Origin of the sequence: Serratia sp. CY38905 (assembly GCF_052168875.1) — a bacterium.
GTDB classification, from domain to species: domain Bacteria; phylum Pseudomonadota; class Gammaproteobacteria; order Enterobacterales; family Enterobacteriaceae; genus Serratia; species Serratia sarumanii.
The window spans coordinates 173,293-197,523 of sequence record NZ_JBJNLV010000007.1 but is presented as its reverse complement, the minus strand read 5'-3'; the positions used below and the strand labels follow the sequence as shown (position 1 = coordinate 197,523).

Genomic DNA, 24,231 nt, shown 5'->3' with positions numbered 1-24,231 from the left:
TCCTGCCGCTAGCAAGGGCAGACCAGGTGAATATCCTCCGGCTCGCGGGCGAACAGCTCGGCATCCGGGCGCTCGATGAGCCGGCACCCTTGCGCCAGATAGAAGTCTACGGTGCTTTTGTTGGGGATGGAGGAGACGTACAGCCCGGCGGCGCCTTCTTGCGCCGCCTGACGCAGGCAGAGCTGGAACAGCTGCTTGCCTAATCCCTGGCCGCGTTTGTGCGCGCTGACGTAAAAGAACAGCAGCTGGCGCAGATCCCGCTGCGGGCCGCGCGGCTCGGTGTCCAGCGCCGCCGCCGCCACGATCTCCTCGCCTTCGAACCGCGCGAAGAACGCGCCGCCGCGATCGAAGCAGGCTTCATGGATCGGCGTATAGGTTTCCCGGTCGTGCGGATCCCAACCGCGCACGTCGTAGTAGTCCGGGTAGGCTTGCAGTTTACCGTCCTGCAGGCGATACAGGGTGTCGATAATTTCGCTGCGGTCAATATCCCATAGTCGGTCGAGTTGCTGCCGTTGCAGCAGGACAGGGGCGCTCATGATCGTTGTTCACTCTCAGTCTGTGGCCGGTAACTTTCCGGCAAATCGATAATAAAACCGATGCCGCGATCGTCGAGGCCTTCGGTGACGCGCAGCTGCGCGCCAATCTTGTCGGCCAGGTTCCGGGCGATGGCCAATCCCAGTCCGCTGCCGGTCTGCTGCGTGCCGGGCACGCGGTAAAAGCGTTCAAACAGGCGCGGAAGGTGCTCTTCGCTCACTCCGGGGCCGTTGTCGCGCAACGTAATATAGCAGCCGAGCGGTGCCAGTGAACGGATATGGGCTTCGATGCGGCTGCCGGGCGGCGCGTACTTGAGTGCGTTATCCAGCAGGTTGGTGAAGATGGCGATCAGCGCAGGGCGATCGGTGGTTACCACCACGTCCTCGCTGCCGTCGAGCGAGAGTTCCACATCCTTTTCCAGCGCATAGGGGACGTGCTGCGCGATGCATTTTCCGATCTCTGCGTAGATGTCCACCGCCTCGATTTTCAGCGGAAAATCTTCCGCCTCCAGCTTGGCCAGGTTGATCAGCTGGCGCGACAGCGACGCCGCGCGATCCAGCCCCTGCTGCATGTCGCCGATGATCTCCCGGCGCTCCTGCTGCTCGCTGACCTGGGTCAGCAGATGCAGCTGCGCCAGCACGGCGGCGATCGGCGTGCGCAGTTCGTGCGCCGCATCGGCCATAAAGCGTTTCTCGCGCTGATTGGCGGCGTCGATGCGTGCCATCAGTTTGTTGACCTCCACCACCACCGGCCGGATTTCCTGATACTGCTCGCTGACATTGATCGGCGATAGGTTGCCCGGCTGGCGATCGGAGATGGTGCGGGCGATCTGGCGCAGCGGCCGCAGGCTGAAATAGGCGGTAAATAACAAGGTGACGATGATGGCTGCCAGAATGCCCAGCAGCGGTACGGCGGTGCTTTCCGCCGGATTGCCGAACTGCGTGGTGCGATCGTTGAACGATTCGCCGACGATGACCCGATACTGACGCTTTTCGCTCCAACTGCCGGCGAGATGCCAGTTGGCGCCGGCGTATTTAACGGAGCCGGACAGCACCGAAGGCGGCAGGCGCAGCGGTTCTCCCTGCGTCAGCGAACTGTAAAGCATCCGGTTTTCCCGATCATAAACCACGAACAGCGGGTGATAGTCGATTTGATCCTGCATGCCATTATTGATGGAATCAATGTACATGCCTTCAATGGTCTTGATGATGCCGAGATAATCGATATTGTCAGTGCCGGTTTCATCGAGAATATTGGCGATGCCTGCGGCGACGATGCGTTGCTGATTATCGAAATATTTCTCCATGTCGGGGTAATACCAATATTTCACCCAGGCGACGAGGAGCCCCCACAATAATAAAATGGCCAGCACCTGGAAAATAATGGTGCGCATAAAGAAGGATTTAAAACCGATCATGCCGCTACTCTTTCTTCAGCAAATAACCAATGCCGCGTACGGTAATAATCCTTTCTTTACCGATCTTGCGCCGTAAATTATGCATGTGCACTTCCAGCGAGTTGCTTTCCACACTGTCGCCGTGGCCGAACAGCCGCTGCTCCAACACCGCTTTGCGCACCACGGTGCCGGCGCAGCGCATCAGTTCATGCAGCAGGTGATACTCTTTTTTCGACAGCATCAGCAGCTCGTTATCCAGCGTCACCTGATGGTTGACCGGATCGAGATACAGCGTGCCGAGGCTCCAGGTTTGCGAAGCAAAGCCGGCCATACGCCGGTTGACCGCCTTGACGCGCGAGATGAGTTCGAGTAGCGCAAAGGGTTTGGCCAGAAAGTCGTCCGCGCCGGAGTCCAGGCTGTTCACCAGGCTTTCGATGCGGTCGCGAGCGGTCAGGATGATGATCGGGATATTTTGCCCGGCGGCCCGCCAGGCGATCAGCTTCTGCAAACCGTCGCCGTCCGGCAGCGTGAGATCCAACAGCATCAAATCGAACCCGCCGGATGAAAGTTTATTTTCCGCGTCGGCGAGCAGGCGCACCCAGCATAAATTAAAACCGGCCAGCTCCAATGCGCGGCACAGCGCCTTGCCTAATTGCAGGTCGTCTTCCACCAACAGTATGTTCACGTTTTTTCCGCTGAGATCTTTGAGTCGCGCTTATCTAACTATAACGTTGACGGGAAGACAACGGGGAAACCTGCACTGCCTGCACGTTCTTAAGCAAACCTTAATCTGGCTTTAATCTCGCGTTAAGGGAGCAAGAGGGAATTTCAGTTATTTTGCAGCCATTCGAAATCATGACAGAGGGCGCGAAACATGCAGACTGACGGTTCCCCGCTCGCGGGCACCTCGCGGCGGCTGATATATACAGGCGTGGCGACGCTGCTCGTTCTGTTGACGCTGTCTTTTCGCGGCGATGCGCAGAGCCATAGCGACAATGGCCCGCATGCTGCCGGCTTGCAACGGGGGCATCAGGCAGCGACGTCGGACGCCTACGGCTGCGTCAAAGCGCGGATTAAAAAGCAGCTGCGCCGCCTGGCTCAGCTTTGAAGCGCTTTTTAGGGCGCAGCTCTATACTCTGACGGGCAAACGGGGCGTCTGCATGCAGGCCGCTGTGTTGACATCGCTAACCAGAGAAAAAACAGTATGACGAAAGTGGCATTGGTGACCGGCGCGAGCCGGGGAATTGGCCGTGCGGCCGCGTTGTTGCTGGCCCGGCAGGGTTATGCAGTGGGCGTGAATTACCTGCGTGACGAAAGCGCGGCGCGGCAGGTGGTGGCGGAAATCGAGGCACAGGGCGGCAAGGCGCTGGCGTTGCAGGCCGACGTGGCCGATGAAGCGCAGGTGATGGCGATGTTCGCCGCGCTGGACGCCCGGCTGGGCACGCTCAGTGCGTTGGTCAACAATGCCGGCATTCTGTTCCGGCAGGCGAACATTGAGCAGTTGACCGCCGAGCGCATCAATCAGGTGCTGAGCACTAACGTTACCGGTTACTTCCTGTGTTGCCGCGAGGCGGTGAAGCGCATGGCGCTGCGCCATGGCGGGCAGGGCGGCGCGATCGTCAACGTTTCCTCCGCGGCGTCCCGGTTGGGGGCTGCCGGGGAATACGTCGATTACGCCGCCTCGAAAGGCGCCGTCGATACCCTGACCATCGGGTTATCGCGCGAGGTGGCGGCGCAGGGCATTCGCGTCAACGGCGTGCGGCCCGGATTCATCTATACCGAGATGCACGCCAGCGGCGGCGAGCCCGGCAGGGTGGATCGCGTGAAGGACAGTTTGCCGATGCAACGCGGCGGCCAACCGCAGGAAGTGGCGGAGGCGATCGCCTGGCTGCTGTCTGACGCCGCGTCTTACGTGACCGGCACTTTTATCGAGGCCGCCGGCGGGCGTTGAACGCATGAGGGGGTTTTGACATCCCGCCGTGCGGAGTGTATTTTGATTAAATAACAATCAAAATGTAGTTACAAAAATGTATGTTCATTTTGAATGGAATCAGGATAAAAATCACAGTAACCAGTGTAAACACCGCGTCAGTTTTGAGATTGCGCAACGGGTTTTTCTGGATCCCAACCATTTGGCCGTGCTGGAAAGGATTGAGGATGGAGAAGAACGCTGGCAAACGCTCGGTATGGTCGGCTCCTGTTTGTTGCTGGTGGCACATACGACGACCGAAAAGGATGTCGAAGGCGATGCCGTAGAGATCGTGCGCATCATTTCAGCACGCAAGGCCGATGCCAAAGAGAGGGGAAGATATGAAGCGCAAAAATTCAGCCAAAAATCTGGCGCATAGCGTACTCCCTCCGTTGACGGAGGAGCAGAAAGCGCAAATTGCTTCACTGAGCGCGCTGCCGGATGAGGATATCGATTATACCGATGCCCTGGCCCTGGGTGAGGAGAAGTGGCAGGCTGCGGTTCAGGGGCGTTTTTATAAACCGATGAAAGTATCGAAAACCATCCGAATCGATGCGGATGTGTTGGCCTGGCTCCAGCGGCCAGGCAAGGGCTATCAGAAACGCCTGAACGCTGTGCTGCGTGAGGCGATGTTGAAAGAGCATGAGCACGAGGAATAATTTGTGTCAGGTGGCTAACGGTCCGGTGAGATTCTCACCGGATTTTTTTGCTGTTTTTTAAGGCAACGCCTACCAACGTCGGCCACCTCTCGACGGAGCTCGGTCAAAACTATAAAACGGTCATTCCGTGGAACGTGAAATGTGACCGTTTACCGTTTATCTCCTGCTCATCGGCAGAACAGGGTCATCATAACTATTCCCGGTAATATCATGCGCCGCGGGGTTACCCGTCGTGCAGCAGCGCGCTGCGGAATGACAGGATATGCGCCTGCGCGGCCTCGGCGGCGGCGGCGCTGTCTTGTGCGGCCAGCGCGGCGATAATTGCCCGGTGTTCGTCGATCACTTCGCGCATATGCCCTTCCCGCGACAGGGTGCTGGCCCAAAAACGCTGTGCCCTGGCGTGCAGCACACTCAGGATATCCGCCAGCATGTTATTGCCGGCGATCTGCGCCAGCTCCTGGTGAAACTCATGATCGAGTGTCATCATTCGCACTCTATCTCGCTCCTGGCTCGCGGCTTCGATTTGCCGATTGAGTTCGGTCAGCGTCGCGATTTGCCTCTCGGTAATCCTCTGGCTCGCCAGCTGCATGCACAGCATCTCGTTAGCCAGCCTTACTTCGATCAATTCCAACGCATCGTCCATCGACAACGGTGAAACCATCACGCCTTTGCGCGGGATGACCTGCAGTAACCCCTCGTTGGCCAAGCGGTGGATTGCCTGATTGATCGGCGTTCTGCCCATATCCAGATCGTTCATCACCTGCGCGGTATTGAGATATTCGCCCGGCTTGTAGCTGAGTGTGACCAGCGCCTGTTTGAAGCGCCGGTAGGCCAGCTCGTTCAGTGAGACGCCGGCTTCTTCCGTCATCGGGCGCTGCGGGCTTTCTGCGTCAACAGTCTTCACGTTTTGCTCCTGCAAGAAGAAAGTTTTTAGACATAGTACACAAAAACATGGCATGAAAATCGCTTATTTGGTAACTAAAGATATAGTGAAATTTCACAGTGTTTTAACAAGAGGGGCGAAACTGCCATGAGACTGACCTTCACTTTACCTGAATCCCGTGGCGCGGCGACGTTGAATGTTGAGATTGATCATCTGGTGATCGCCGGTTGGACCGGACGCGATCGCGAAGCGATCTTGCACCATATTCGTGAATTGGCCGAGCTGGGCGTGCCCCAGCCCAGTGCAATCCCCCTGTTTTACCGCGTTGCCGCCAATCAGTTGAGCCAGCAAGAGACCATTGAAGTCATTGGCAACGCGACGTCCGGCGAAGCGGAGCCGCTGATTTTTGCCCATCGCGGCGAGCTGTTCGTGTCATTGGCGTCCGATCACACCGATCGTCAACTCGAAGCGCACAGCGTGGCGCTGTCGAAACAGATTTGCGTTAAACCGGTGGCGCGAGCAGCCTGGCCGCTGCAGGAGGTGCTGGAACATTGGGACAGTTTGATCTTGCGTTCGTGGATCAAGGAAGAGGGCGAATGGCGATTGTATCAACAGGGCAGCCTTGCCGCGCTGCGTACGCCTGGTGATTTGCTGGAGCGTTACTTCACCGGTATGCAGCCGCCGGAGTGCGGGCTGGCGCAACCGCAAACGCCCGACGGGTTGGCGATGACTTGCGGCACGGTAGCGGCGATCGGCGGCATTCGACCGGCCGGCGAGTTTCGCATGGAACTGGTGGACGATGTGCTTGGGCGCACCATCAGTCACGGTTATCGCAGCATTGAACTGCCGGTGGTGGCGTGATGAAAAAGCAGACGTTGATGCAGGCCAGCGCCGGCCTGGCTAGCGGTGAGTTCACCGCAGCGCAGCTGACCGCCGCCGCTTTGGCGCAGATCGCCGATGAGCGGGGAGAGGGGGCGCGCGCGTTTACGCGAACCTACGCCGAGTGGGCGCAACGGCAAGCGCAGGCCTCCGATCGGCGGCGTGCCGCCGGCTCGCCGCTGTCGGCGCTGGATGGCGTGCCTGTCTCAATCAAGGATCTGTTTGACGTGGTCGGTGAGGTGACCACGGCGGGCTCGCGCGTGTTAGCCGACGCGCCGCCCGCGGAAAAGCACGCTGCGGTAGTGGAACGGCTGTTGCAAGCCGGCGCGGTGGTGGTGGGCAAAACGACGATGACGGAATTTGCCTATTCCGGGCTGGGCATCAACCCGCATTACGGGACGCCGGCCAATCCCTGGGAGCGCCAGGCGGCACGCATTCCCGGCGGCTCCTCTTCAGGTGCGGCGGTGGCGGTGGCCGACGGCATGTGCCTGGGCGCGATTGGCAGCGATACCGGCGGGTCGGTACGCATTCCCGCCGCGCTGTGCGGGTTGACCGGGTATAAACCCACTGCACGGCGCATCAATGACGCTGGCTTATTGCCGCTGTCGCCTTCGCTGGATTCGATCGGCGTGATTGCTCATGACGTCGCCAGCTGTATTGCGCTGGACGCACTGATTGCCGACAGCCCGCTGCGGGTGCCGCAAAAAAGCTTGGCGCAGGCGCATTTTGCCGTGCCGCAAACGGTGGTGCTGGATGAACTGCAGCCGGCGGTTGCCGAGGCATTCCAGCGCAGCCTGCAATGCCTGTCTCAGGCGGGGGCGCAGATTGAATTCATTCCCGCTACGGCGTTCGCCGAACTGGCCGCGATCAATGCCAACGGTGGTTTCACCGCGCTGGAGTCCTGGCGCTGGCATCAAGCGTTGATCGCTGAACGGGCCGAGGGCTATGACCCGCGGGTGCTGTCGCGCATTCGCCGCGGTGCATCCTTGGGCGACGCCGATCTGCAGCTGTTGCAGCGGCAACGCGCCGACTGGCAGCGGCGGATTACGGCGGAGCTGCAGAGGTTTGACGCTCTGCTGATGCCGACCGTGCCGATGATTGCGCCAACTATCGGCGAGCTGGCGGCGGATGATGCCTACTTCCGTTGCAACGGACTGATGCTGCGCAATCCCGCGATCGTCAATTTCCTCGATGGCTGTGCGCTGTCCTTGCCCTGCCAGCGGCCGGGCGCCGCGCCGATCGGCCTGATGCTGGCGGGCTTGCCGATGTGTGATGAGGCGCTGCTGGGATGGGCGCTGGCGATCGAACGCCGTCTTGCCGAGGCGTGATTTTCCGGTGGGCGCAGGCCTGCCTTTTGAGATGACCAGGAGAATATCCATGAACGATTCCCCGAACGGAATGCTGTTTGTCGCGACGGATGTCGCCACGCAGGATGATGCGGATTTCAATCGCTGGTATGACCGCGAACACGTGGAGGAGCGGGTGCGGGTGCCCGGCTTTTTATCCGGCACACGCTATCGGGCATTGCAGGGCGGGCGTCAATATTTGGGGCTGTATAAAACCGAATCGTTGGCCAGTTTTACCTCCGAAGCCTATCGCGCCGCGTTTCAACACCAAACGCCTTGGTCGGTGGCCAGCCTGGAGAAAATGCGTGATCCAATGCGCCGGGTGTGTGCGGTGGAGGCGGTCACCGGCCAAGGGTGCGGCAGTCATCTCTGTATCTTCGTGCTGCCGTCGGCGGCATCGGAAGCGCTGCATGCCCGCATCTTGCAACTGGGCGCGCGGCTGGCTGAACAGCCTGGCTTTGTGCGCAGCAGCCTGTTAACGCCGGATGCCGAACTCAGTTCCCCGCTGCCGAAAGAATCGCGAGAAAACCGCCGAATACTGCCGATGCTATTGATCGAAAGCAGCGACGCCGAAGCCGGCCTGCGTTTAAGCGAGCAGGCCGCTGAAGCGCTGAACATGCCCGCCGCCGATGCCTGGCACTATGCCCTTGGCTGGCAACTGACCGCACAGGAGCTGACATCATGAACGCATACACCACTGAAACGGCACAGGCTGCCGCGCCGGCCGCAGAAAGTGCCGCCGCACCGCCCAATACCGGCAAGCTGGCGGCGGCCAGCTCGATCGGCACGGCGTTGGAATGGTACGATTTCACCGTCTACAACATCATGGCCGCGTTGATTTTCAACCATGTATTCTTCCCATCGTTCGATCCGCTGGTGGGCACGATTCTGGCGTTCTCCACTTACGCGGTGGGTTATGTTTCCCGGCCGATCGGTGGCATCGTGTTCGGCCACCTTGGCGATGTGTTGGGGCGGCGCTTTGTGCTGGTCACCACGCTGGTGATCATGGGCGTGACCACGGCGCTGATGGGATTGTTGCCCGGCTATGCCAGCTGGGGGATTTGGAGCCCGTTGCTGCTGGTGACGCTGCGCTTTATTCAGGGCATTGCGCTGGGCGGAGAATGGGCGGGGGCGGTGCTGTTGTCGATGGAACACGGTAAGCCGCATCAGCGCGGGCGCAACGCGTCCTTTGCTCAGGTAGGGCCGTCCTGCGGTTCGCTGATCGGCACCGGCCTGATTACGCTGGTGACGTTGGCGATGTCGGCGGACGATTTCCAGCAATGGGGCTGGCGGATCCCGTTCCTGCTGAGTCTGGTGCTGGTCATCTTCGGTTTGTGGCTGCGTCGGGGGGTGGGTGAGACGCCGGCATTTTTGCAACTGGAGGCATCGAAAGATGTTACGCAGTCGCCGATCCGCGAAGTATTCACGCAGCACATGCGCCCACTGCTGATCGCCGGCGGATCGCGTATCGGCTCTGACGTGCTCTATGCGTTGGTGGTCGTGTTCACGTTGACCTACGTCACCACCGTGCTGAATCTGCCGCGCCCGCTGGCGCTGGGCGCCACCATGCTGGGGGCGATAGGTAACGCCGTCGCGGTACCGCTGTTTGGCGCCTTGTCGGATCGCTTCGGCCGTCGTCCGGTGTATATCGGCGGTGCATTGGCGGCGATCGCGTGGGCGTTTGCATTCTTCGTCCTGCTCGACAGCAGTCAACCGGTGTTGATCTGCACGGCAGTGGTGATCGGGCTGTTGATCCATGCGGCGATGTATGGGCCACAGGCGGCATTCATCACGGAACAGTTCCCGACACGGGTGCGTTATGCCGGATCGTCGTTAGCCTATACCTTGGCGGGGATTATCGGTGGCGGCTTTGCCCCGCTGATCATCACTTCGTTGTTTAAATCTTACGACAGCACGCTGGCGATTTCCGCCTATGTTGCGTTGGCTCTGCTTATCACGCTTTGGGCGGTATGGGCGGCGCGGGAAACGGCGCATAAGCCGCTGTAAATAGAATGCCGGGCTACTTTAGGCCCGGCGTTCGGTCAAAACCACAAAAACGGTCATTAACGGTCATGTTGCGGAACGTGGAATTGTGACCGTTTACCGTTTCTCTCCTGTCTGCCTAAGACGCACGCGCATCATAACTGCCTGTTACTCCACACTTTCATAATTATTCATTTCATTTTCCTCCCGATTTTTTTGACAACTATCACACCGCCATCGTTGACCGATCGCGGGGCGATGCGCTTTGCGTCTGCGCGCAAAACGCGGCGCGGCAAATCGATATCGTAATCAACGTCGTGGAGGAGAAAAGAAACATGCTGCCTGTAGAACGTCATCGTTTTATCACCGAAGTCTTGAGCCAGCGCGGCCGCGTGATGGTGCAGGAGGTGGCGCAGCTGTGCCACATCTCTATCGAGACGGCGCGGCGTGATCTGGCCTTGCTGGAACGGCGCGGCCTGCTGCTGCGCAGCCACGGCGGCGCGGTGTTCGTCGAGCCGCCGGCGGTGGAGAAAACCTATGTGCCCGCCGAGATAGACCAGGGGGAATCTTTCCGCCAGCGCAGCAATGAGGCGCCGGAGCAGAAGACGCGCATCGCCAAACGCGCGCTGGAGTTTATCGCGCCGGGGGATTGCCTGCTGCTGGACAGCAGCTCCACCAGCTGGTTTTTGGCGCGCCAACTGCCGGATATCTCGCTGGTGGTGTTGACCAACTCGCTGCACATCATCCAGACGCTGGCCTGCAAGGCCAACGTGCGCACCATCGGACTGGGGGGCGAGTATTCCGCCAAGTATGAGGATTTTATCGGCGTGCTGGCGGAGCAGATGCTGAAAGAGTTCGTGATCAACAAGCTGTTTTTCTCCTGCCACGGCATCTGCCAGGACGGCGGCATCCGCGAAAGCAACGAGCACCATGCGCGGCTGAAGCAGCAGATGCTGCTGGCGTCGGAACGCAAGTTCCTGCTGGTGGACAGCAACAAGTTCGGCCGCCGCTCGTTCGCGCGCATCTGCCACTACCGGGAGATAGATACCTTAATCACCGATCGGCTCAGCGACGACGAATTTCGTCAGGAACTGGCCTGGAACAACGTCGACGTGATTGAAGTTTCACCCGCCGCGAAAAGGGCGGCGCGATAACAACAACGAAACCCCCTTATTTACAGCCAACACTTGTGGAGAGAGAACAATGAAAAAATCCGTACTGGTCGGTCTGTTTGCCTCGCTGCTGCTGTCGCTATCCGCGCAGGCGGCGGACAAGCTGAAAATGGGCGTGGTGGTGAAGATCGGCGGCATTCCGTGGTTCAACGCCATGGAGGCCGGCATTAAAAGCGAAGGCGCCAAACGCGGCATCGACGCCTGGATGGTCGGGCCGACGGCGGCGGATCCGGCGCTGCAGGTGCGCGCCATCGAAGATCTGATCGCGCAGAAGGTGGACATCATTGGCGTGGTGCCGAACGACGCCCGGGTGCTGGAGCCAGTGCTCAAGCGCGCGCAGGAGGCGGGCATCAAGGTGATCGTGCACGAATCCCCCGGCCAGAAGTACGCCGACTGGGACTTTGAGCTGGTGGACGCCTCGCAGCACGGGGTCAACCACATGAAAGCGCTGGCCGCCTGCATGAAAGAGCAGGGCAAGTACGCGGTGTACGTCGGCAGCCTGACGGTGCCGCTGCATATCACCTGGTCGGACTCGGCCATCAACTACCAGAAGCAGCACTACCCGAACATGCAGCTGGTGGGCGACAAGTTCGGCGTGGGGGAATCGCTGGATGACAGCGTGCGCACCACCAACGATCTGATGGCCAAATATCCCGATCTGAAAGGCGTGCTGGCGTTCGGATCGCAGGGGCCGATCGGCGCCGGTCGCGCGGTGCTCAACCGCGGCAAAAGCAACGATATCTGCGTCATCGGGCCGTTCAGCCCGGGCCAGGGCGCTTCGCTGGTCAATCGCGGCGCCATCAAGGGCGGTTACATCTGGAACCCGATGGTGGCGGGCGAAGTGTTCGTGCGCATCGCCGACATGATGCACAAGGGAGAAAAAATCACCGACGGCATGACCATCGAAGGCATGGGCAAGGTGCAGGTGGATGCGCAGCAGCACACCATTCTCGGCAACGCCACTGAAAGCCTGGATAAGCAAAACCTGCCGAAGCTGGTGAAGATGGGGCTGTAATCATGGCGATTTCCGGCAATACGGCAACCCAGGGCGCGCCGCTGATCGCGCTGCAACAGCTGTCGATGACCTTTGGCGGGCAGCGTGCGCTGAACGCTATCTCGCTGGCGCTGATGCCGGGGGAAGTGCACTGCCTGGCCGGCACCAACGGCTGCGGCAAGAGTACGTTGATCAAGGCGATCGCCGGCGTGTATCAACCGGACGACGGCAGCCGCATCACCATCGACGGGCAAACCTTCGGTCGGCTGTCGCCGGATCAGGCGCGCGCCTTCGGCATTCAGGTGATCTACCAGGATCTGTCGCTGTTTCCCAACCTGACGGTGGCGGAAAACATCGCCTTCGAGCACAACCTGCATGGGTTGCTGGGATGGTACCGCCCGGCGCGGCTGCGGCGCACCGCCGAGCGGCTGCTGCAGGAGCTGAGTTTCCATCTGGATCTCGATAAACGGGTGGCGGAGCTGCCGATCGCCCAGCGGCAGCAGGTGGCGATCTGCCGCGCGCTGGTGGCGGAGGCGCGGCTGGTGATCATGGATGAACCGACCGCCTCGCTGACCCGCACCGAGGTCAATCAGCTGCTGCGCACGGTGGATTACCTGAAAGCGAAAGGCATCTGCGTGGTGTTCGTCAGCCATCGGCTGGACGAGGTGCTGGAGATCTCGGATCGCGTCACGGTGATCCGCGACGGCAACAAGATCGGCACCTGGCCGGCGGCGGAGATCACCGGCGATCGTCTGACCGAGCTGATGACCGGTCTGAAGCTGGACTATCGCCTGAAGTCACCCAGCATGAATAAGGATCGGGTGCTGCTGGAGGCGGATCGCCTCAGCCGCGCCGGGCAGTATCAGGACGTGAGCTTCCGGCTGCATCAGGGTGAGGTGCTCGGTCTATGCGGGCTGCTCGGCTCCGGGCGCACCGAGCTGGCGCTGAGCCTGTTCGGCATGACTCGGCCGGACAGCGGCAAGCTCTACCTCGACAGCAAACCGGTGCGCTTTCGCGGCCATGAGGACGCGATCAAGGCCGGCATCGGCTACGTCTCGGAGGATCGCCTGACGCTCGGCCTGGTGCAGCAACAGTCGGTGGCGGACAACGCGGTGCTGACCATTCTCGATAAGCTGCGCGGGCGTTTTCGCCTGATTGACGACTACCGCAAGAATCGCATCGTCGCGGAGTGGATCGCCAAACTCGGCGTGCGGGTGGCGGATCCGGAGCAGGCGGTTTCGACGCTGTCCGGCGGCAATCAGCAAAAGATCGTGTTGGCCAAGTGGGTGCTGACCCAGCCACGGATCCTGATCCTCGACTCGCCGACCGTCGGCGTCGACGTCGGCGCCAAGGCCAGCATCTACCAACTGATCCATCTGCTGGCGCAGGAGGGGATCGCCATTTTGCTGATCTCCGACGAAGTGCCGGAGGTGTATTACAACTGCGATCGGGTGCTGCACTTCAGCGGCGGCAGCGTGATCGGCGAGTACCTGCCGGGGCAGGTGAGCCAGCAACAGCTGGCGGAGGCGGTCAATGCGTAGATTCAGCCTGAAACCGCGCGGTAACGAAGGCTACCTGGCCTGGGTGCTGTTGCTGACGGTCATCGTCTTTTCGCTGCTCAGCGAGCAGTTTTTAACGGTGCAAAACCTGCTCGATCTCTGCGAAAGCTATGCGGTGAGCGGCATCTTCGCCCTCGGCCTGTTCGTGGTGCTGGTGACCGGCGGCATCGATATCTCCTTCGCTGCGGTGGCCTCGGTGGTGCAGTACCTGATCGCCACGCTGGCGACCCATTACGGCCTGGCCAGCCCGGCGGGCAGCATTCTGCTGGCGTTGGCGATCGGCGCCGCGCTGGGCATGGTTAACGCGCTGCTGATCTACTGCCTGCGCATCGTCTCGATCATCGTCACCATCAGCATGCAGGCGTTGTTGTTCGGCATGCTGATGTGGCTGACCAACGGCCGCAGTCTGTACGCGCTGCCGGACTGGTGGACGCTGCCGCGCAGCGTGCTGCCGTTCCAGTTGGGTGAACAGAGCTATCAGCTCGGTTTGCCGACGCTGGTGATGCTGGCGGTGGCGCTGCTGACCTGGCTGCTGCTGAACAAGACGCACCTCGGGCGCCAGCTGTTTGCCGTCGGCGGCGATGCGGAATCGGCGCGGCGCATCGGCATTCGCGTCGGCCTGCTGCACCTGTTCGCCTACGGCTATCTGGGCGTGATGGCGGCGATCGGCGGCCTGGTGCAGGTGTACCGCATGGGCGAAGTGGTGCCCAACGCGCTGGTGGGCGGCGAGCTCGACGTACTGGCGGCGGCGGTGCTGGGCGGCGCCAGCCTGAACGGCGGCAAGGGCAGCGTGGTCGGCACGCTGATGGGCGTATTCCTGATCGGCGTGCTGAAAAACGGCCTCAACCTGATCGGCGTGTCCAGCTACTTCATGAACGTGGTGATCGGCCTGGTGATCGTCGCGGCGATCACCGTCACTCACTACAAGAAACGCAAAGAAACCGACGTCGGTTTCGCCTGAGGAGCGCCTGATGGGCAACTACCTGAAATTTCGACCGGACGGCACCGCCGTCGGCCTGTTGGCGCTGCTGGTGGCGGTGGTGCTGGCCTTCAGCCTGCTGATGCCGGGGCGCTTCTTCAGCGGCGCCACCTTCACCAGCGTGGCGTTCCAGCTGCCGGAGCTGGGCCTGCTGACCCTGGCGATGTTCATCCCGATCCTCAGCGGCGGCCTGAACCTGTGCATTATCGCCAGCGCCAACCTGACCAGCCTGCTGATGGCCTGGCTGTTCATCAGCTATCTGCCGCCGGACGCCGGATTGGGATTGCAGGCGCTGTGGCTGGTGTTGGCGCTGGCGGCGGCGATGCTGCTGGCCGTGACGATCGGCGCGGCGACCGGCGCGTTGGTTGCGTACGTCGGCGCGCATCCGATTCTGGTGACGCTGGCGACCATGACCACGGTCAACGGCATCGGCATCTATCTGACGCGCGGCGCAGCCCTGAGCGGCATGCCGGAGATCGTGCGGTTTATCGGCGCCGAGCGCGTGCTGGGCGTACCGGTACCGCTGTGGATCTTCTTGGCGGTTGCCGTGCTGCTGGCGCTGTTCTTGCAGAAAACCCGGCTCGGCAAATGCATCTACATGAGCGGCAGCAACATCAACGCCACCCACTTCAGCGGCGTGAATACCCATCGGGTGCTGATCGCCATTTACACCCTCTCCAGCCTGCTGTGCGTCATTGCCGGGCTGGTGATGATGGCGCGCTTCAACTCGGCGCGCATGGGCTACGGCGACTCTTACCTGCTGCTGACGGTGCTGGCGATCATTCTGGGCGGCACCGATCCGTTCGGCGGTTTTGGCCGGGTCAGCGGCGTGGTGCTGGCGCTGATCGTGCTGCAGGTGATCGCCACCGGTTTGAACCTGATGAACGTCAGCCCGCACTTCAGTCTGGCGATGTGGGGCGCGGTGCTGATTGCGGTGCTGGCGCTGAAGTTTTTCCGCCATCGCTATCGGCAGCGGCGGGCGATGCGCCGCAGTGCGGCCCAGGCCAGAGCCGCGGCGGGCCACTGATCCTTTTTCCCTTTTGCGCAGGATAACGCTAATGAAATACCAGATTTCACCTTCACTGATGTGCATGAACCTGATGGATATCCGGCAGCAATTGGCGGTGCTGAACCGCCGCGCCGATATGCTGCATATCGACATCATGGACGGGCACTACGTTAAAAACATCACGCTGTCGCCGTTCTTTATCGAACAGATCCGCCCGCACACCTCGTTGCTGCTGGACGTGCATCTGATGGTGGAGAACCCGACCGATTTTATCGATCCCATCGCCCGCGCCGGCGCGGACTTTATCTGCCCGCACGCCGAAACCATCAACCGCGACGCGTTCCGGGTGATCAACCAGATCCGCGCGCTGGGCAAAAAAGTGGGTGTGGTGCTGAACCCGGCTACGCCGGTGGAGTTTATCCGCCACTACCTTCATCTGCTGGACAAGATCACCGTGATGACCGTCGATCCGGGCTATGCCGGGCAGCCGTTCATTCCCGAAATGCTGGAAAAGATCCGCCAGTTGCGCGATCTGAAACGCCAGCAAAACCTGAGCTATCTGATCGAGATCGACGGATCCTGCAATCAGCGCACCTACCGTGATCTGATGGGCGCCGGCGCGGAAGTCTTGATCGTCGGCAGCTCCGGGCTGTTCAACCTCGATCCGGATCTGGAGACGGCATGGGAAAAAATGCTGGATCAGATGCGGCAGGCGGCCTGAGGCGGGGAACATGATGCGGCATTTTCTTGGCGTAGACGTCGGCGGCACCAATACCCGCCTGCTATTGATGGATGATGACGGCGAGTTCAGCGGTTACCGCAAGATGGCGACCGCCGATTGGGCACGACAGGCCGATCCGCTGGCGGCGTTGGGCCGCCTGATCGCCGGGCATTGCCAGGATCGTCAGGTGGCGCAGGTGATGCTGGGGCTGCCGGGTATCCTCAGCCGCGATCGCTCGCGGGTGCTGTCGCTGCCGTTCATTCCGGCGTTGGATGCTCAGCCGGTGGCGGCGCTGTTGGCCGACTTGCTGGCGCTGCCGGTGCGGATGGATAAAGACGTCAATCACCTGCTGTGGTGGGACTTGCAGCAGCTGCCGGCGCTGCCGCAGGTGGCGGTGGGGCTGTATTTGGGCACCGGCATGGGCAATAGCCTGTGGCTGAACGGCGATTTTTACCACGGGGCGCACGGCGCCGCCGGCGAGCTGGGGCACATTCCCTGGCCGGGCCATCAGGGCGAGTGCCCGTGCGGTAAACGGGGCTGCGTCGAGAGCCTGACCTCCGGTCACTGGCTGACCGGCTGGGCGCATGCCAACGCGGCGCAAACGCCGTTCGAACGGCTGTTCGAACGCCACGGCGAACATCCGGATCTGCGGCGCTTCGTCGAACGATTGGCGCAGACCATCGCCATCGAAATGAACGTGCTCGATCCAGAGCGGCTGATCCTGGGGGGCGGCGTGATCGCCATGAATGGTTTCCCGTTGGCGCAGCTGGAGCAAGAGATCCGCCGCCATCTGCGCGGGCCGCAGCCGGCGCAGGGGCTGGCGATCTCCGTCAGCCGCCTGACCGATGAAACCGGCAGTAAAGGCGCCTGCCTGGCCGCCTGGCGCCATTTCCAATTGAGCAGGGAGTACCCGCAATGAAAGGCAAAGTCTGCGTGTTCGGTTCGTTCAACCTGGATATCGTCGCCGGCATGGCGCGCTTTCCGCAGCCCGGCGAATCGCTGATCGCCCGCAACAGCATGATGGGAGCGGGCGGTAAGGGGGCCAACCAGGCCACCGCCGCGCTGCGCGCCGGGGCGCGGGTGCATTATATCGGCAAGGTGGGGCGCGACGACTTCGGCACCTTTGCCCGGCGCCATCTCGCCGCCGCCGGTTTCGATGCGGTGACGCTGTTCTCGACCGGCGATTGCCCGACCGGCAATGCGCTTATCTATGTTGCCGGCGAGGAGGCGGAGAACATGATCGCCGTCGATCCCGGCGCCAACCTGACGGTCAGCGAAGATGAGGTGCGCCAGTGCCGGCCGGCGATCGCCGCGGCGGACATTCTGTTGACCCAGCTGGAGAATAATCTGCCGGCGATTGAGCAGGTGATCGCCATCGCCCGCGAGGCGCAGACGTTCATCATTCTCAACCCGGCGCCGTTTCAGCCGGTGCCGGACAGCCTGCTGGCGCAGGTTGATATGCTGACGCCCAACGCCACCGAATGTACGTTGCTGACCGGCGTGCCGGTGCGGGATGTGGCTTCGGCGCGCCAGGCGGCGCAGGTGCTGCACGCCAAGGGCATTCGCTTGCTGATCGTGACCTTGGGGACGCAGGGCGCATTGTTCTCGGACGGAGAAAACAGCGAGCTGATCCCGGCGTTTCCGGCGCAGCCGAAAGACACCACCGGCGCAGGCGATGCGTTTAACGGCGCCCTGGCGGCGCAGCTGGCGAATCAGGTGCCGTTAGCCGATGCGGTGCGCTTCGCCGCCGCCTACGCCGCGGTCTGCGTGGAGCGCGCCGGGGCGGCGGGGTCGATGCCGAGCTATGAGGAGGCGTTGGAACGCCAGCGGGCGTTCGCTTGACGTTGAAGGGCTGCCGCGGCAGCCCGGTTCACTTACTTCAACCAGCCTTTGCGCTGCGCATCGCGCAGGTGCTGTTCCATGTGGTGCCACAGCTCGGGGTGCACGTCGGCGATCGATGCATTGCGCGCCAGCACCTGCTCCAGGCTGATGCCGTTCTCTACCCAGCTCTGGCCTTCATTGTGCAGGTTCATCAGCATCGGCATGGTGCGATCCAGCAGCAAAGCGAAGCGTGCATCGGCGCTTTCGCCATCTTCATATTCCTGCCATAAAGCGGTGAAATACTCGCGCTGAGCCTCCGGCAACATGCCGAACAGACGGCGCGCCGCCGCCACTTCCTGATCGTGGATCGCCGCGCGGGCCGCCAGATCGTAGACCAGCACGTCGCCGGCGTCGATTTCCACAATGTCATGCAGCAGCGCCATCTGGATCACGCGCTGAATGTCTACGTCATCACCGGCGTAGGGCGCCAGGCTCATGGCGGCGATGGCGAAGTGCCAACTGTGTTCGGCGGAATTTTCCTGGCGCTGGGTGCCCAGCACTTTGGTGCGGCGTTGCACGCCTTTCAACTTATCGATTTCCATCAGGAACTGGATGACCTGGGTCATTGAGCCGAAATCTAACGCGGGTACAGCGGATGACATGGTGTAAACCTCAAGGTGGGTGGGTTGAAGCCTGACGATTGTAGACCACCGGGCGGGCGATTTCGATGGTTACACGCGTTCACATTTTTATTTTAGCGTACACGTGTACACTGGAATTATTCTCAGTTAAGCTGCTTTGCGTTAATTTCGCACAAAGCAGGGCATTTTGAGGGGTTGCGCGTTATGGGGAAAACGGACGTAGTGAAAGCCGGGAACAATAAGATTGTCGCCGCGGCTTATCCGTGGGCGGAAGAGATCGCCAACAGCATCAGCCACGGCATCGGGCTGGTGTTCGGTATCGTCGGCCTGGTGTTGCTACTGGTGCAGGCGGTGAATACCGGCGCGGATGCGACGGCCATCACCAGTTACAGCCTGTACGGCGGCAGCATGATCCTGCTGTTTCTCGCTTCCACGCTGTACCATGCGATCCCGCATCAGAAGGCCAAGCATTGGCTGAAAAAATTTGACCACTGTGCCATTTATCTCCTGATTGCCGGGACTTACACCCCGTTTCTGCTGGTAGGGCTGGATTCGCCGTTGGCGAAGGGCCTGATGGCGGTAATCTGGGGATTGGCGCTGCTCGGCGTGCTGTTCAAGCTGGCCTTCGCCCACCGTTTTGAAGCCCTGTCGCTGGTAACCTACCTGACGATGGGCTGGCTGTCGCTGATCGTGATTTATCAGCTGGTTACGCGGCTGGAGGCCGGCGGCGTCACGCTGCTGGCGATAGGCGGGGTGGTCTATACCCTCGGCGTGATTTTCTACGCCTCCAAGCGCATTCGCTTTGGCCACGCCATCTGGCATGCCTTCGTGCTCGGCGGCAGCGCCTGCCATTTCATGGCGATCTACCTCTACGTCTAAACGTTATCGCTACGTCTGAATGCGTATTGAACGGGCGCCTCTTTTGTTTTAAAAAAGAGGCGCTTGCTTCTTTCGGGTATCCAGCAAGCCCGTTCTTTCATTTCTGAGCCCGCATACTCTTTCTCTAAACTTTGTTCAGGACTCATCACGATGATCGTTCGCTTATCCAAAGCGCTGCTGGTCTGCGCTATCGCTTTGTTCGCTTCGCTGGTGGCCTTCGGCAATATCACCGATTACGGCTCCAACTTCGCCTTCGTGCGCCACGTCTTTATGATGGACACCATTTTCCCCGACGCCACCATCGGCTACCGTTCGATACAAACGCCGTGGCTGCATCACGCCGGCTATATCTTCATCATTGCGCTGGAGAGCCTGACCGCGCTGCTGTGCTGGATCGGCGGCCTGCGCTTGCTGTGCGGCCTGAAACTGCCCGCTAAAGCTTTCAACGGCCGGAAAAAGCTGGCGGTAGTGGGGCTGACGCTGGGCTTCCTCACCTGGCAGGTCGGCTTTATGTCGATTGGGGGCGAGTGGTTTGGCATGTGGATGTCGAAACAGTGGAACGGCGTGCCCGATGCGTTTCGCTTCTTCGTCACCATCATTCTGGTGCTGATTTATCTGGTGCAGCGCGACGGGGAGTTGGACGAGTAACGAAGACGGCCGCAGGCAGGGCGCCTGCGGCCGACGGATTATTTCTCTTCGGCCAGCGAATACGGCAGCGGTTTGATCGCCAGCTGGCTGGCGGCATCCTCGCGCACCCGCAGCTTGCTATCGGCGTCCAAATCGTTGTTCATCACCACCTGCACCCACAGCCTGCCGTCGGCCAGTTGGCTCGACGCCAGCACGGTGCCGGTGCGGCGCCAGTTTTCACCCAGCTGCAGCTCCAAATCTTCCGCCGCCTGCGGGGCGCGGGCGGCCTTACCTTCCAGCCAGTAGAGCGCACGCTTGTTGGCGCCGCGGAATTTGGCGCGCGCCACCATCTCCTGACCGGTATAGCAGCCCTTGCTGAAGCTGATGCCTTCCAGCGCCTGCAGGTTGGTGGCCTGCGGGATCAGCTGCGCGCTGTTGGCGGCGTCGATAACCGGATAGCCGGCTTCGATCTCCAGCGCAAGCCACTGGCCGCTGTCATTCAGTTCCGCCTGGTCATGCAGTTTGCCGATCAGCTGTTCGGCCACGGCGGGGCGGGTCACCAGCAGAAAACGTTCCGCCGGCGCATTGAAGTGCAGGATCGTGGTCTCGCCGTCCTGCACCACCGGGTGCTCGGTGCTCGGCAGCGTGGCGAACAGATCCGCCAGCGCGGCGCGCGCCTGGAAACCGGCGACGCCCAGCAACACCGCGTCGTTATCGGCGGCGATGGTGACTTTGGAGAACACCGCGTATTTTTTGATTTCCGCCAGCTGGCTGTCCAGCACGCTGCGGCGTTCCAGATAGGCGAAGCCTTCGCCACGGTGGAACAGACGCAGGTTGCTCCACATTTTGCCCTTGGCGTCGCAGTGGGCGCACAGCACGTGTTGATCGGCCGCCAGCGCGTCGATGTCCGCCGTCACCTGACCCTGGAGATATTTCACCGTGTCCGGCCCGTTCAACGTCACCAGCGACCAATCTTCCAGCGAGATCAGCGTCAGGGGCAGATGGGTGGAAGCGGAGGGCTGACGGGGTGGGAATGGAATGTTATGCGCCATAGTAAGTTCCTGCTCAACGTTTAGCTTACCTGAAGGGTATTGAACCCATGGTAAAAGAGGCGGCGGGCTTTGCAAACTGTTATTCGCGCCGCGGCGCCGGGGTGCGCTTTTTTTGGCATTTTGCGCTTTATTACGCTTTCCGCAGCAAAGCGCCTTCCCGGCGTGTATGTCAAATTGTTACTCTATAGGCTTGCGGCCAGGGCACCCTTGCAGACAGATCCCCGGCTGATGGAATTATATTGCGACGGCGTTGCCATACAGAGTGTCATTTGAACCCTGCGCTGGCGCTGCCGCGCTGAAAAGAGGTGAGTCATAACAACATGGATATTAACAACAAAGCACGTATTCACTGGGCTTGCCGCCGTGGCATGCGCGAGCTGGACATCTCCATCATGCCGTTCTTCGAGTACGAATACGACAGCCTGAATGACGCGGACAAGGCGCTGTTTATCCGCCTGCTGGAGTGCGACGATCCCGATTTGTTCAACTGGCTGATGAATCATGGCGCGCCGCAGGACGGCGAGCTGCAGAGAATGGTGACCCTGATCCAAACGCGAAATAAAGACCGTGGCCCAGTGGCGATGTGATATCCGCATTTCCTGGCGCACCCAGCTGTTTTCACTGTTGACCCACGGCGTGTTGATCCTGCTGATCCTGATTTCGCCCTGGCCGGAAGGTTTTGGCCCGCTCTGGCTGGTGCTGCTGACGCTGGTGGTGTTTCAGTGCATTCGCAGCCAGAAGCGCATCGCCGCGGCGCAGGGCGAGCTGCGGCTGCTGGCGGACCGGCGCTTCAGCTGGCACGGCCGCGAGTGGCGGCTGGCGAAAAAACCGTGGATGCCGGGTTACGGCATGCTGCTGACGCTGCTGCCGATGGAGGGCAAAAAGCGCCGCCGGCTGTGGCTGGCTTCCGACTGCATGAGCAAAGAGGAGTGGCGCCACCTGCGGCAGCTGTTGCTGTATCCGCCGGCGGGTGACGGCGAGGATCCCTGATGAAACCCGTACTCTGGTTGGTGGAGGATGAACCCAGCATTGCCGATACGCTGGTTTACACGCTGGAGAGCGAAGGCTTCGAGGTGCGCTGGTTCGAACGCGCGGAACCGGCGTTGCAGGCGCTGGCGCAAGGCGCGCCCGCGCTCGCTATCCTCGATGTCGGTTTGCCGGATATCAACGGCTTTGAATTGTGTCGCCGCCTGCTGGCTCAGGCGGCCGACCTGCCGATTCTGTTTCTCACCGCCCGCAGTGATGAAGTGGATCGCCTGATCGGGCTGGAGATCGGCGCCGACGACTATGTCGCCAAGCCGTTCTCTCCTCGCGAGGTCAGCGCGCGGGTGCGCACCATTTTGCGTCGCCTGCACAAGCAGCAGCGCCTGCAGCAGAGCGCGCCCTACCATTTCGGCGCTTTCGCGCTCGACGAAGACGCGGCCACCATCTCCTACCATCAGCGGCCGCTGCCGCTGACCCGTTACGAATACCTGCTGCTGAAGACGCTGCTGTTGGCGCCCGGACGGGTGTTCTCGCGGCAGCAACTGATGGAAAGCGTTTGGGCGCAGGCGGAAGAAAGCCTGGATCGCACCGTCGATACCCACATCAAAACACTGCGCGCCAAGCTGCGTGCGGTTGAACCCGGTGAACCGCCGATCCACACCCACCGCGGATTGGGCTACAGCGTGAGCCGCCAGCCATGAAAATTGGCCTGCGCCTGCTGCTGGGGTACTTTCTGATCGTAGCGGTGGCCGGGTACTTCGTGCTGAGCATTTTCGTCCAGGAAGTGAAGCCCGGCGTGCGGCGCGCTACCGAAGGCACGCTGGTGGACACCGCCAACCTGCTGGCGCAGATCGCCCGTCAGGACATGCAGCGCGGCGATGCGGCGCATGGCCAACTGGCGCAGGCGTTTACGCAGCTGAATCAGCGGCCGATCGGCGCCAACATTTCCGGCATCCGCAAGGACCGCAGTGAATACCACGTCTATCTTACCGATGCCCAGGGCCGGGTCATCTTCGATTCCGCCGGCCGCGCGCAGGGGCAGGATTATTCGCGCTGGAATGACGTTTATCGAACGCTGCGCGGCCAGTACGGCGCCCGCAGCACCCGCAGCGACCCGCAGGATGAAAACAGTTCGGTGATGTATGTGGCCGCGCCGGTGATAGAACAAGGGCGCATTATCGGCGTGCTCACCGTGGGTAAACCCAACAGCACCATGGCGCCGGTGATCAAGCGCAGCGAACGGCGCATTCTGTGGGCCGGCGCGTTGCTGCTGGGGATCGCTCTGCTGATCGGGGCGGTGTTCGTCTGGTGGATCAACCGGTCGATAGGCCGGCTGGTGCGTTATGCCGATGGGGTGGCGCAGGGCGAAAATGCGCCATTGCCCAAAGTGGGCGGCCGGGAACTGACCCAGCTGGCGCAGGCGCTGGAGAGCATGCGCCTGAAGCTGGAAGGCAAAGCCTATATCGAACAATATGCGCATGCCCTGACGCATGAGCTGAAAAGCCCGCTGGCGGCGATCAGGGGCGCGGCGGAGCTGTTGCAGGAGCTGCCGCCGCCGGAAACCGCTCGGCGTTTTCTCACCAACATTGAGCAGCAAAGCGCGCGCATCCAACAACTGGTGGATAAACTGCTGGTGCAGGCGCGGCTGGAGAGCCGGCCAGACATGGAGACGGCGCCCATCGCGATCGCGGCGTTGATCGACCAGACGGTGGCGGGCAAAGAGGCGCAGGCGACGCAGCGCGGCGTCAGGTTGCGGCTGGAGGCGCTGGCGGAGGTGACGCTGAACGGCGATGCGTTGCTGATCAGCCAGGCGCTGACCAACCTGCTGGACAACGCGATCGACTTTACCCCGCCGGGCGGTTGCGTCAGCGTGCGAGGCGAACGGCGGGAACAGCATTACTGCATCAGCGTTTGCGACGACGGCAGCGGCATTCCTGACTATGCGTTCGATAAGGTGTTCGAGCGCTTTTATTCGTTGCCGCGCGCCGAACGGCCAAAAAGCAGCGGGCTGGGGCTGAACTTCGTGCAGGAGGTCGCCCGTCTGCATCATGGCGGCATTCACCTGCGCAACCGCCGGCCGCACGGGGTGGAAGCGACGTTCATGTTATCGCTGTGACTTCACCTTCCCTTCACATAACCACATT

The 24,231-nt window shown here is 61.3% G+C and carries 28 protein-coding genes; 22 read left to right on the top strand and 6 right to left on the bottom strand.

The genetic code is table 11. The features are described 5' to 3' along the window. Positions 1-8 precede the first annotated feature (8 nt). From ACJ8MK_RS16630 to ACJ8MK_RS16620, 3 genes are read right to left on the bottom strand one after another with little or no spacing between them, the layout of a single operon-like run. Complete coding sequence (locus ACJ8MK_RS16630; protein ID WP_197806940.1) at positions 9-536, bottom strand: GNAT family N-acetyltransferase; 528 nt, start codon at positions 534-536, stop codon at positions 9-11. Next, positions 533-1,951, bottom strand: a complete 1,419-nt coding sequence (locus ACJ8MK_RS16625) for an ATP-binding protein (RefSeq protein ID WP_442517905.1) — start codon at positions 1,949-1,951, stop codon at positions 533-535. Before ACJ8MK_RS16625 ends, ACJ8MK_RS16630 begins: the two co-directional genes overlap by 4 nt. A 4-nt stretch (positions 1,952-1,955) precedes the next feature. Continuing rightward, on the bottom strand, positions 1,956-2,615 hold the full coding sequence (locus ACJ8MK_RS16620) for a response regulator (protein WP_033654056.1): 660 nt from the start codon (positions 2,613-2,615) through the stop codon (positions 1,956-1,958). A 189-nt stretch (positions 2,616-2,804) separates the two neighbouring features. Between ACJ8MK_RS16620 and ACJ8MK_RS16615 the strand changes: the two genes are divergently transcribed. From ACJ8MK_RS16615 to ACJ8MK_RS16600, 4 genes are all read left to right on the top strand, one after another. Beyond that, positions 2,805-3,038: a hypothetical protein gene (locus ACJ8MK_RS16615; RefSeq protein WP_033635850.1), complete on the top strand. Its 234-nt coding sequence runs from the start codon at positions 2,805-2,807 to the stop codon at positions 3,036-3,038. A gap of 96 nt (positions 3,039-3,134) precedes the next feature. Further along, entirely contained in the window at positions 3,135-3,881 is a 747-nt protein-coding gene (locus tag ACJ8MK_RS16610; RefSeq protein WP_049232308.1) for an SDR family oxidoreductase, read from the top strand. A gap of 76 nt (positions 3,882-3,957) precedes the next feature. Then, a complete protein-coding gene (locus ACJ8MK_RS16605; protein WP_101427321.1) occupies positions 3,958-4,278 on the top strand; it encodes a BrnT family toxin in 321 nt (106 codons plus the stop codon). Further along, entirely contained in the window at positions 4,241-4,558 is a 318-nt protein-coding gene (locus ACJ8MK_RS16600; RefSeq protein WP_101427320.1) for a BrnA antitoxin family protein, read from the top strand. Before ACJ8MK_RS16605 ends, ACJ8MK_RS16600 begins: the two co-directional genes overlap by 38 nt. 223 nt (positions 4,559-4,781) lie before the next feature. On the opposite strand, the gene ACJ8MK_RS16595 is transcribed toward ACJ8MK_RS16600, so the two are convergent. Beyond that, positions 4,782-5,426, bottom strand: coding sequence for a GntR family transcriptional regulator (locus ACJ8MK_RS16595; protein WP_170929847.1), 645 nt, complete (start codon positions 5,424-5,426; stop codon positions 4,782-4,784). Positions 5,427-5,588: 162 nt separating this feature from the next. Here ACJ8MK_RS16595 and ACJ8MK_RS16590 point away from each other — a divergent pair, with 162 nt between their 5' ends. From ACJ8MK_RS16590 to rbsK, 12 genes are all read left to right on the top strand, one after another. After that, a complete protein-coding gene (locus ACJ8MK_RS16590; RefSeq protein ID WP_033635845.1) occupies positions 5,589-6,302 on the top strand; it encodes a DUF2848 domain-containing protein in 714 nt (237 codons plus the stop codon). Continuing rightward, on the top strand, positions 6,302-7,648 hold the full coding sequence (locus tag ACJ8MK_RS16585; RefSeq protein WP_442517904.1) for an amidase: 1,347 nt from the start codon (positions 6,302-6,304) through the stop codon (positions 7,646-7,648). The genes ACJ8MK_RS16590 and ACJ8MK_RS16585 overlap by 1 nt, the downstream gene beginning before the upstream one ends. 49 nt (positions 7,649-7,697) lie before the next feature. Next, positions 7,698-8,351: a hypothetical protein gene (locus ACJ8MK_RS16580; RefSeq protein WP_442517903.1), complete on the top strand. Its 654-nt coding sequence runs from the start codon at positions 7,698-7,700 to the stop codon at positions 8,349-8,351. After that, positions 8,348-9,673: an MFS transporter gene (locus ACJ8MK_RS16575; protein WP_033635842.1), complete on the top strand. Its 1,326-nt coding sequence runs from the start codon at positions 8,348-8,350 to the stop codon at positions 9,671-9,673. Before ACJ8MK_RS16580 ends, ACJ8MK_RS16575 begins: the two co-directional genes overlap by 4 nt. A gap of 311 nt (positions 9,674-9,984) precedes the next feature. Beyond that, positions 9,985-10,803: a DeoR/GlpR family DNA-binding transcription regulator gene (locus tag ACJ8MK_RS16570; RefSeq protein ID WP_004931653.1), complete on the top strand. Its 819-nt coding sequence runs from the start codon at positions 9,985-9,987 to the stop codon at positions 10,801-10,803. Positions 10,804-10,852: 49 nt separating this feature from the next. Continuing rightward, a complete protein-coding gene (locus ACJ8MK_RS16565) occupies positions 10,853-11,836 on the top strand; it encodes a substrate-binding domain-containing protein (RefSeq protein WP_033635841.1) in 984 nt (327 codons plus the stop codon). Positions 11,837-11,838: 2 nt separating this feature from the next. Next, positions 11,839-13,356, top strand: coding sequence for a sugar ABC transporter ATP-binding protein (locus ACJ8MK_RS16560; protein ID WP_033649443.1), 1,518 nt, complete (start codon positions 11,839-11,841; stop codon positions 13,354-13,356). Further along, complete coding sequence (locus ACJ8MK_RS16555) at positions 13,349-14,335, top strand: ABC transporter permease (protein ID WP_442517902.1); 987 nt, start codon at positions 13,349-13,351, stop codon at positions 14,333-14,335. Before ACJ8MK_RS16560 ends, ACJ8MK_RS16555 begins: the two co-directional genes overlap by 8 nt. Before the next feature lie 10 nt (positions 14,336-14,345). Further along, positions 14,346-15,380: an ABC transporter permease gene (locus tag ACJ8MK_RS16550; protein WP_033654064.1), complete on the top strand. Its 1,035-nt coding sequence runs from the start codon at positions 14,346-14,348 to the stop codon at positions 15,378-15,380. Between the two features lie 31 nt (positions 15,381-15,411). Next, a complete protein-coding gene (alsE, locus tag ACJ8MK_RS16545) occupies positions 15,412-16,083 on the top strand; it encodes a D-allulose 6-phosphate 3-epimerase (protein ID WP_033635837.1) in 672 nt (223 codons plus the stop codon). Positions 16,084-16,093: 10 nt separating this feature from the next. After that, the gene (gene alsK, locus ACJ8MK_RS16540; protein ID WP_442517901.1) at positions 16,094-17,002 is read left to right on the top strand and encodes an allose kinase; all 909 of its coding nucleotides are present in this window, start codon (positions 16,094-16,096) and stop codon (positions 17,000-17,002) included. Then, positions 16,999-17,925, top strand: a complete 927-nt coding sequence (gene rbsK, locus ACJ8MK_RS16535) for a ribokinase (RefSeq protein ID WP_038871218.1) — start codon at positions 16,999-17,001, stop codon at positions 17,923-17,925. Before alsK ends, rbsK begins: the two co-directional genes overlap by 4 nt. Before the next feature lie 32 nt (positions 17,926-17,957). On the opposite strand, the gene ACJ8MK_RS16530 is transcribed toward rbsK, so the two are convergent. Continuing rightward, on the bottom strand, positions 17,958-18,566 hold the full coding sequence (locus ACJ8MK_RS16530) for an HD domain-containing protein (RefSeq protein WP_025304127.1): 609 nt from the start codon (positions 18,564-18,566) through the stop codon (positions 17,958-17,960). A 183-nt stretch (positions 18,567-18,749) separates the two neighbouring features. Here ACJ8MK_RS16530 and trhA point away from each other — a divergent pair, with 183 nt between their 5' ends. Continuing rightward, the gene (trhA, locus tag ACJ8MK_RS16525; protein WP_038871224.1) at positions 18,750-19,424 is read left to right on the top strand and encodes a PAQR family membrane homeostasis protein TrhA; all 675 of its coding nucleotides are present in this window, start codon (positions 18,750-18,752) and stop codon (positions 19,422-19,424) included. 150 nt (positions 19,425-19,574) lie between these two features. Beyond that, on the top strand, positions 19,575-20,072 hold the full coding sequence (locus ACJ8MK_RS16520; RefSeq protein WP_033649451.1) for a DUF2165 family protein: 498 nt from the start codon (positions 19,575-19,577) through the stop codon (positions 20,070-20,072). A gap of 38 nt (positions 20,073-20,110) precedes the next feature. Here the strand turns inward: ACJ8MK_RS16520 and ygfZ are convergent, their stop codons facing one another. Then, a complete protein-coding gene (gene ygfZ / locus ACJ8MK_RS16515; RefSeq protein WP_060438403.1) occupies positions 20,111-21,103 on the bottom strand; it encodes a tRNA-modifying protein YgfZ in 993 nt (330 codons plus the stop codon). A 320-nt stretch (positions 21,104-21,423) separates the two neighbouring features. On the opposite strand from ygfZ, the gene sdhE reads away from it, so the two are divergent. From sdhE to creC, 4 genes are read left to right on the top strand one after another with little or no spacing between them, the layout of a single operon-like run. Next, positions 21,424-21,690: an FAD assembly factor SdhE gene (gene sdhE / locus ACJ8MK_RS16510; RefSeq protein WP_004931679.1), complete on the top strand. Its 267-nt coding sequence runs from the start codon at positions 21,424-21,426 to the stop codon at positions 21,688-21,690. Further along, positions 21,671-22,093, top strand: a complete 423-nt coding sequence (locus tag ACJ8MK_RS16505) for a protein YgfX (RefSeq protein WP_033649453.1) — start codon at positions 21,671-21,673, stop codon at positions 22,091-22,093. The genes sdhE and ACJ8MK_RS16505 overlap by 20 nt, the downstream gene beginning before the upstream one ends. Next, positions 22,093-22,788, top strand: coding sequence for a two-component system response regulator CreB (gene creB / locus ACJ8MK_RS16500; RefSeq protein ID WP_049232287.1), 696 nt, complete (start codon positions 22,093-22,095; stop codon positions 22,786-22,788). The genes ACJ8MK_RS16505 and creB overlap by 1 nt, the downstream gene beginning before the upstream one ends. Next, the gene (creC, locus tag ACJ8MK_RS16495; protein WP_049232286.1) at positions 22,785-24,203 is read left to right on the top strand and encodes a two-component system sensor histidine kinase CreC; all 1,419 of its coding nucleotides are present in this window, start codon (positions 22,785-22,787) and stop codon (positions 24,201-24,203) included. Before creB ends, creC begins: the two co-directional genes overlap by 4 nt. The last annotated feature ends 28 nt before the right edge of the window (positions 24,204-24,231 follow it).

Bases quoted from the DNA above. Each gene is read 5' to 3' on its own strand.
- ACJ8MK_RS16570 (WP_004931653.1), top strand. From the start codon at position 9,985: ATGCTGCCTGTAGAACGTCATCGTTTTATCACCGAAGTCTTGAGCCAG.
- trhA (WP_038871224.1), top strand. From the start codon at position 18,750: ATGGGGAAAACGGACGTAGTGAAAGCCGGGAACAATAAGATTGTCGCC.
- ACJ8MK_RS16595 (WP_170929847.1), bottom strand. From the start codon at position 5,426: ATGACGGAAGAAGCCGGCGTCTCACTGAACGAGCTGGCCTACCGGCGC.
- sdhE (WP_004931679.1), top strand. From the start codon at position 21,424: ATGGATATTAACAACAAAGCACGTATTCACTGGGCTTGCCGCCGTGGC.
- rbsK (WP_038871218.1), top strand. From the start codon at position 16,999: ATGAAAGGCAAAGTCTGCGTGTTCGGTTCGTTCAACCTGGATATCGTC.
- ACJ8MK_RS16605 (WP_101427321.1), top strand. From the start codon at position 3,958: ATGTATGTTCATTTTGAATGGAATCAGGATAAAAATCACAGTAACCAG.
- ACJ8MK_RS16530 (WP_025304127.1), bottom strand. From the start codon at position 18,566: ATGTCATCCGCTGTACCCGCGTTAGATTTCGGCTCAATGACCCAGGTC.
- ACJ8MK_RS16630 (WP_197806940.1), bottom strand. From the start codon at position 536: ATGAGCGCCCCTGTCCTGCTGCAACGGCAGCAACTCGACCGACTATGG.
- ACJ8MK_RS16590 (WP_033635845.1), top strand. From the start codon at position 5,589: ATGAGACTGACCTTCACTTTACCTGAATCCCGTGGCGCGGCGACGTTG.
- ACJ8MK_RS16615 (WP_033635850.1), top strand. From the start codon at position 2,805: ATGCAGACTGACGGTTCCCCGCTCGCGGGCACCTCGCGGCGGCTGATA.
- ACJ8MK_RS16600 (WP_101427320.1), top strand. From the start codon at position 4,241: ATGAAGCGCAAAAATTCAGCCAAAAATCTGGCGCATAGCGTACTCCCT.
- ACJ8MK_RS16575 (WP_033635842.1), top strand. From the start codon at position 8,348: ATGAACGCATACACCACTGAAACGGCACAGGCTGCCGCGCCGGCCGCA.
- ACJ8MK_RS16610 (WP_049232308.1), top strand. From the start codon at position 3,135: ATGACGAAAGTGGCATTGGTGACCGGCGCGAGCCGGGGAATTGGCCGT.
- ACJ8MK_RS16565 (WP_033635841.1), top strand. From the start codon at position 10,853: ATGAAAAAATCCGTACTGGTCGGTCTGTTTGCCTCGCTGCTGCTGTCG.
- ACJ8MK_RS16585 (WP_442517904.1), top strand. From the start codon at position 6,302: ATGAAAAAGCAGACGTTGATGCAGGCCAGCGCCGGCCTGGCTAGCGGT.
- ACJ8MK_RS16555 (WP_442517902.1), top strand. From the start codon at position 13,349: ATGCGTAGATTCAGCCTGAAACCGCGCGGTAACGAAGGCTACCTGGCC.
- ACJ8MK_RS16550 (WP_033654064.1), top strand. From the start codon at position 14,346: ATGGGCAACTACCTGAAATTTCGACCGGACGGCACCGCCGTCGGCCTG.
- ACJ8MK_RS16520 (WP_033649451.1), top strand. From the start codon at position 19,575: ATGATCGTTCGCTTATCCAAAGCGCTGCTGGTCTGCGCTATCGCTTTG.
- creC (WP_049232286.1), top strand. From the start codon at position 22,785: ATGAAAATTGGCCTGCGCCTGCTGCTGGGGTACTTTCTGATCGTAGCG.
- alsK (WP_442517901.1), top strand. From the start codon at position 16,094: ATGATGCGGCATTTTCTTGGCGTAGACGTCGGCGGCACCAATACCCGC.
- ACJ8MK_RS16625 (WP_442517905.1), bottom strand. From the start codon at position 1,951: ATGATCGGTTTTAAATCCTTCTTTATGCGCACCATTATTTTCCAGGTG.
- ygfZ (WP_060438403.1), bottom strand. From the start codon at position 21,103: ATGGCGCATAACATTCCATTCCCACCCCGTCAGCCCTCCGCTTCCACC.
- creB (WP_049232287.1), top strand. From the start codon at position 22,093: ATGAAACCCGTACTCTGGTTGGTGGAGGATGAACCCAGCATTGCCGAT.
- ACJ8MK_RS16560 (WP_033649443.1), top strand. From the start codon at position 11,839: ATGGCGATTTCCGGCAATACGGCAACCCAGGGCGCGCCGCTGATCGCG.
- alsE (WP_033635837.1), top strand. From the start codon at position 15,412: ATGAAATACCAGATTTCACCTTCACTGATGTGCATGAACCTGATGGAT.
- ACJ8MK_RS16580 (WP_442517903.1), top strand. From the start codon at position 7,698: ATGAACGATTCCCCGAACGGAATGCTGTTTGTCGCGACGGATGTCGCC.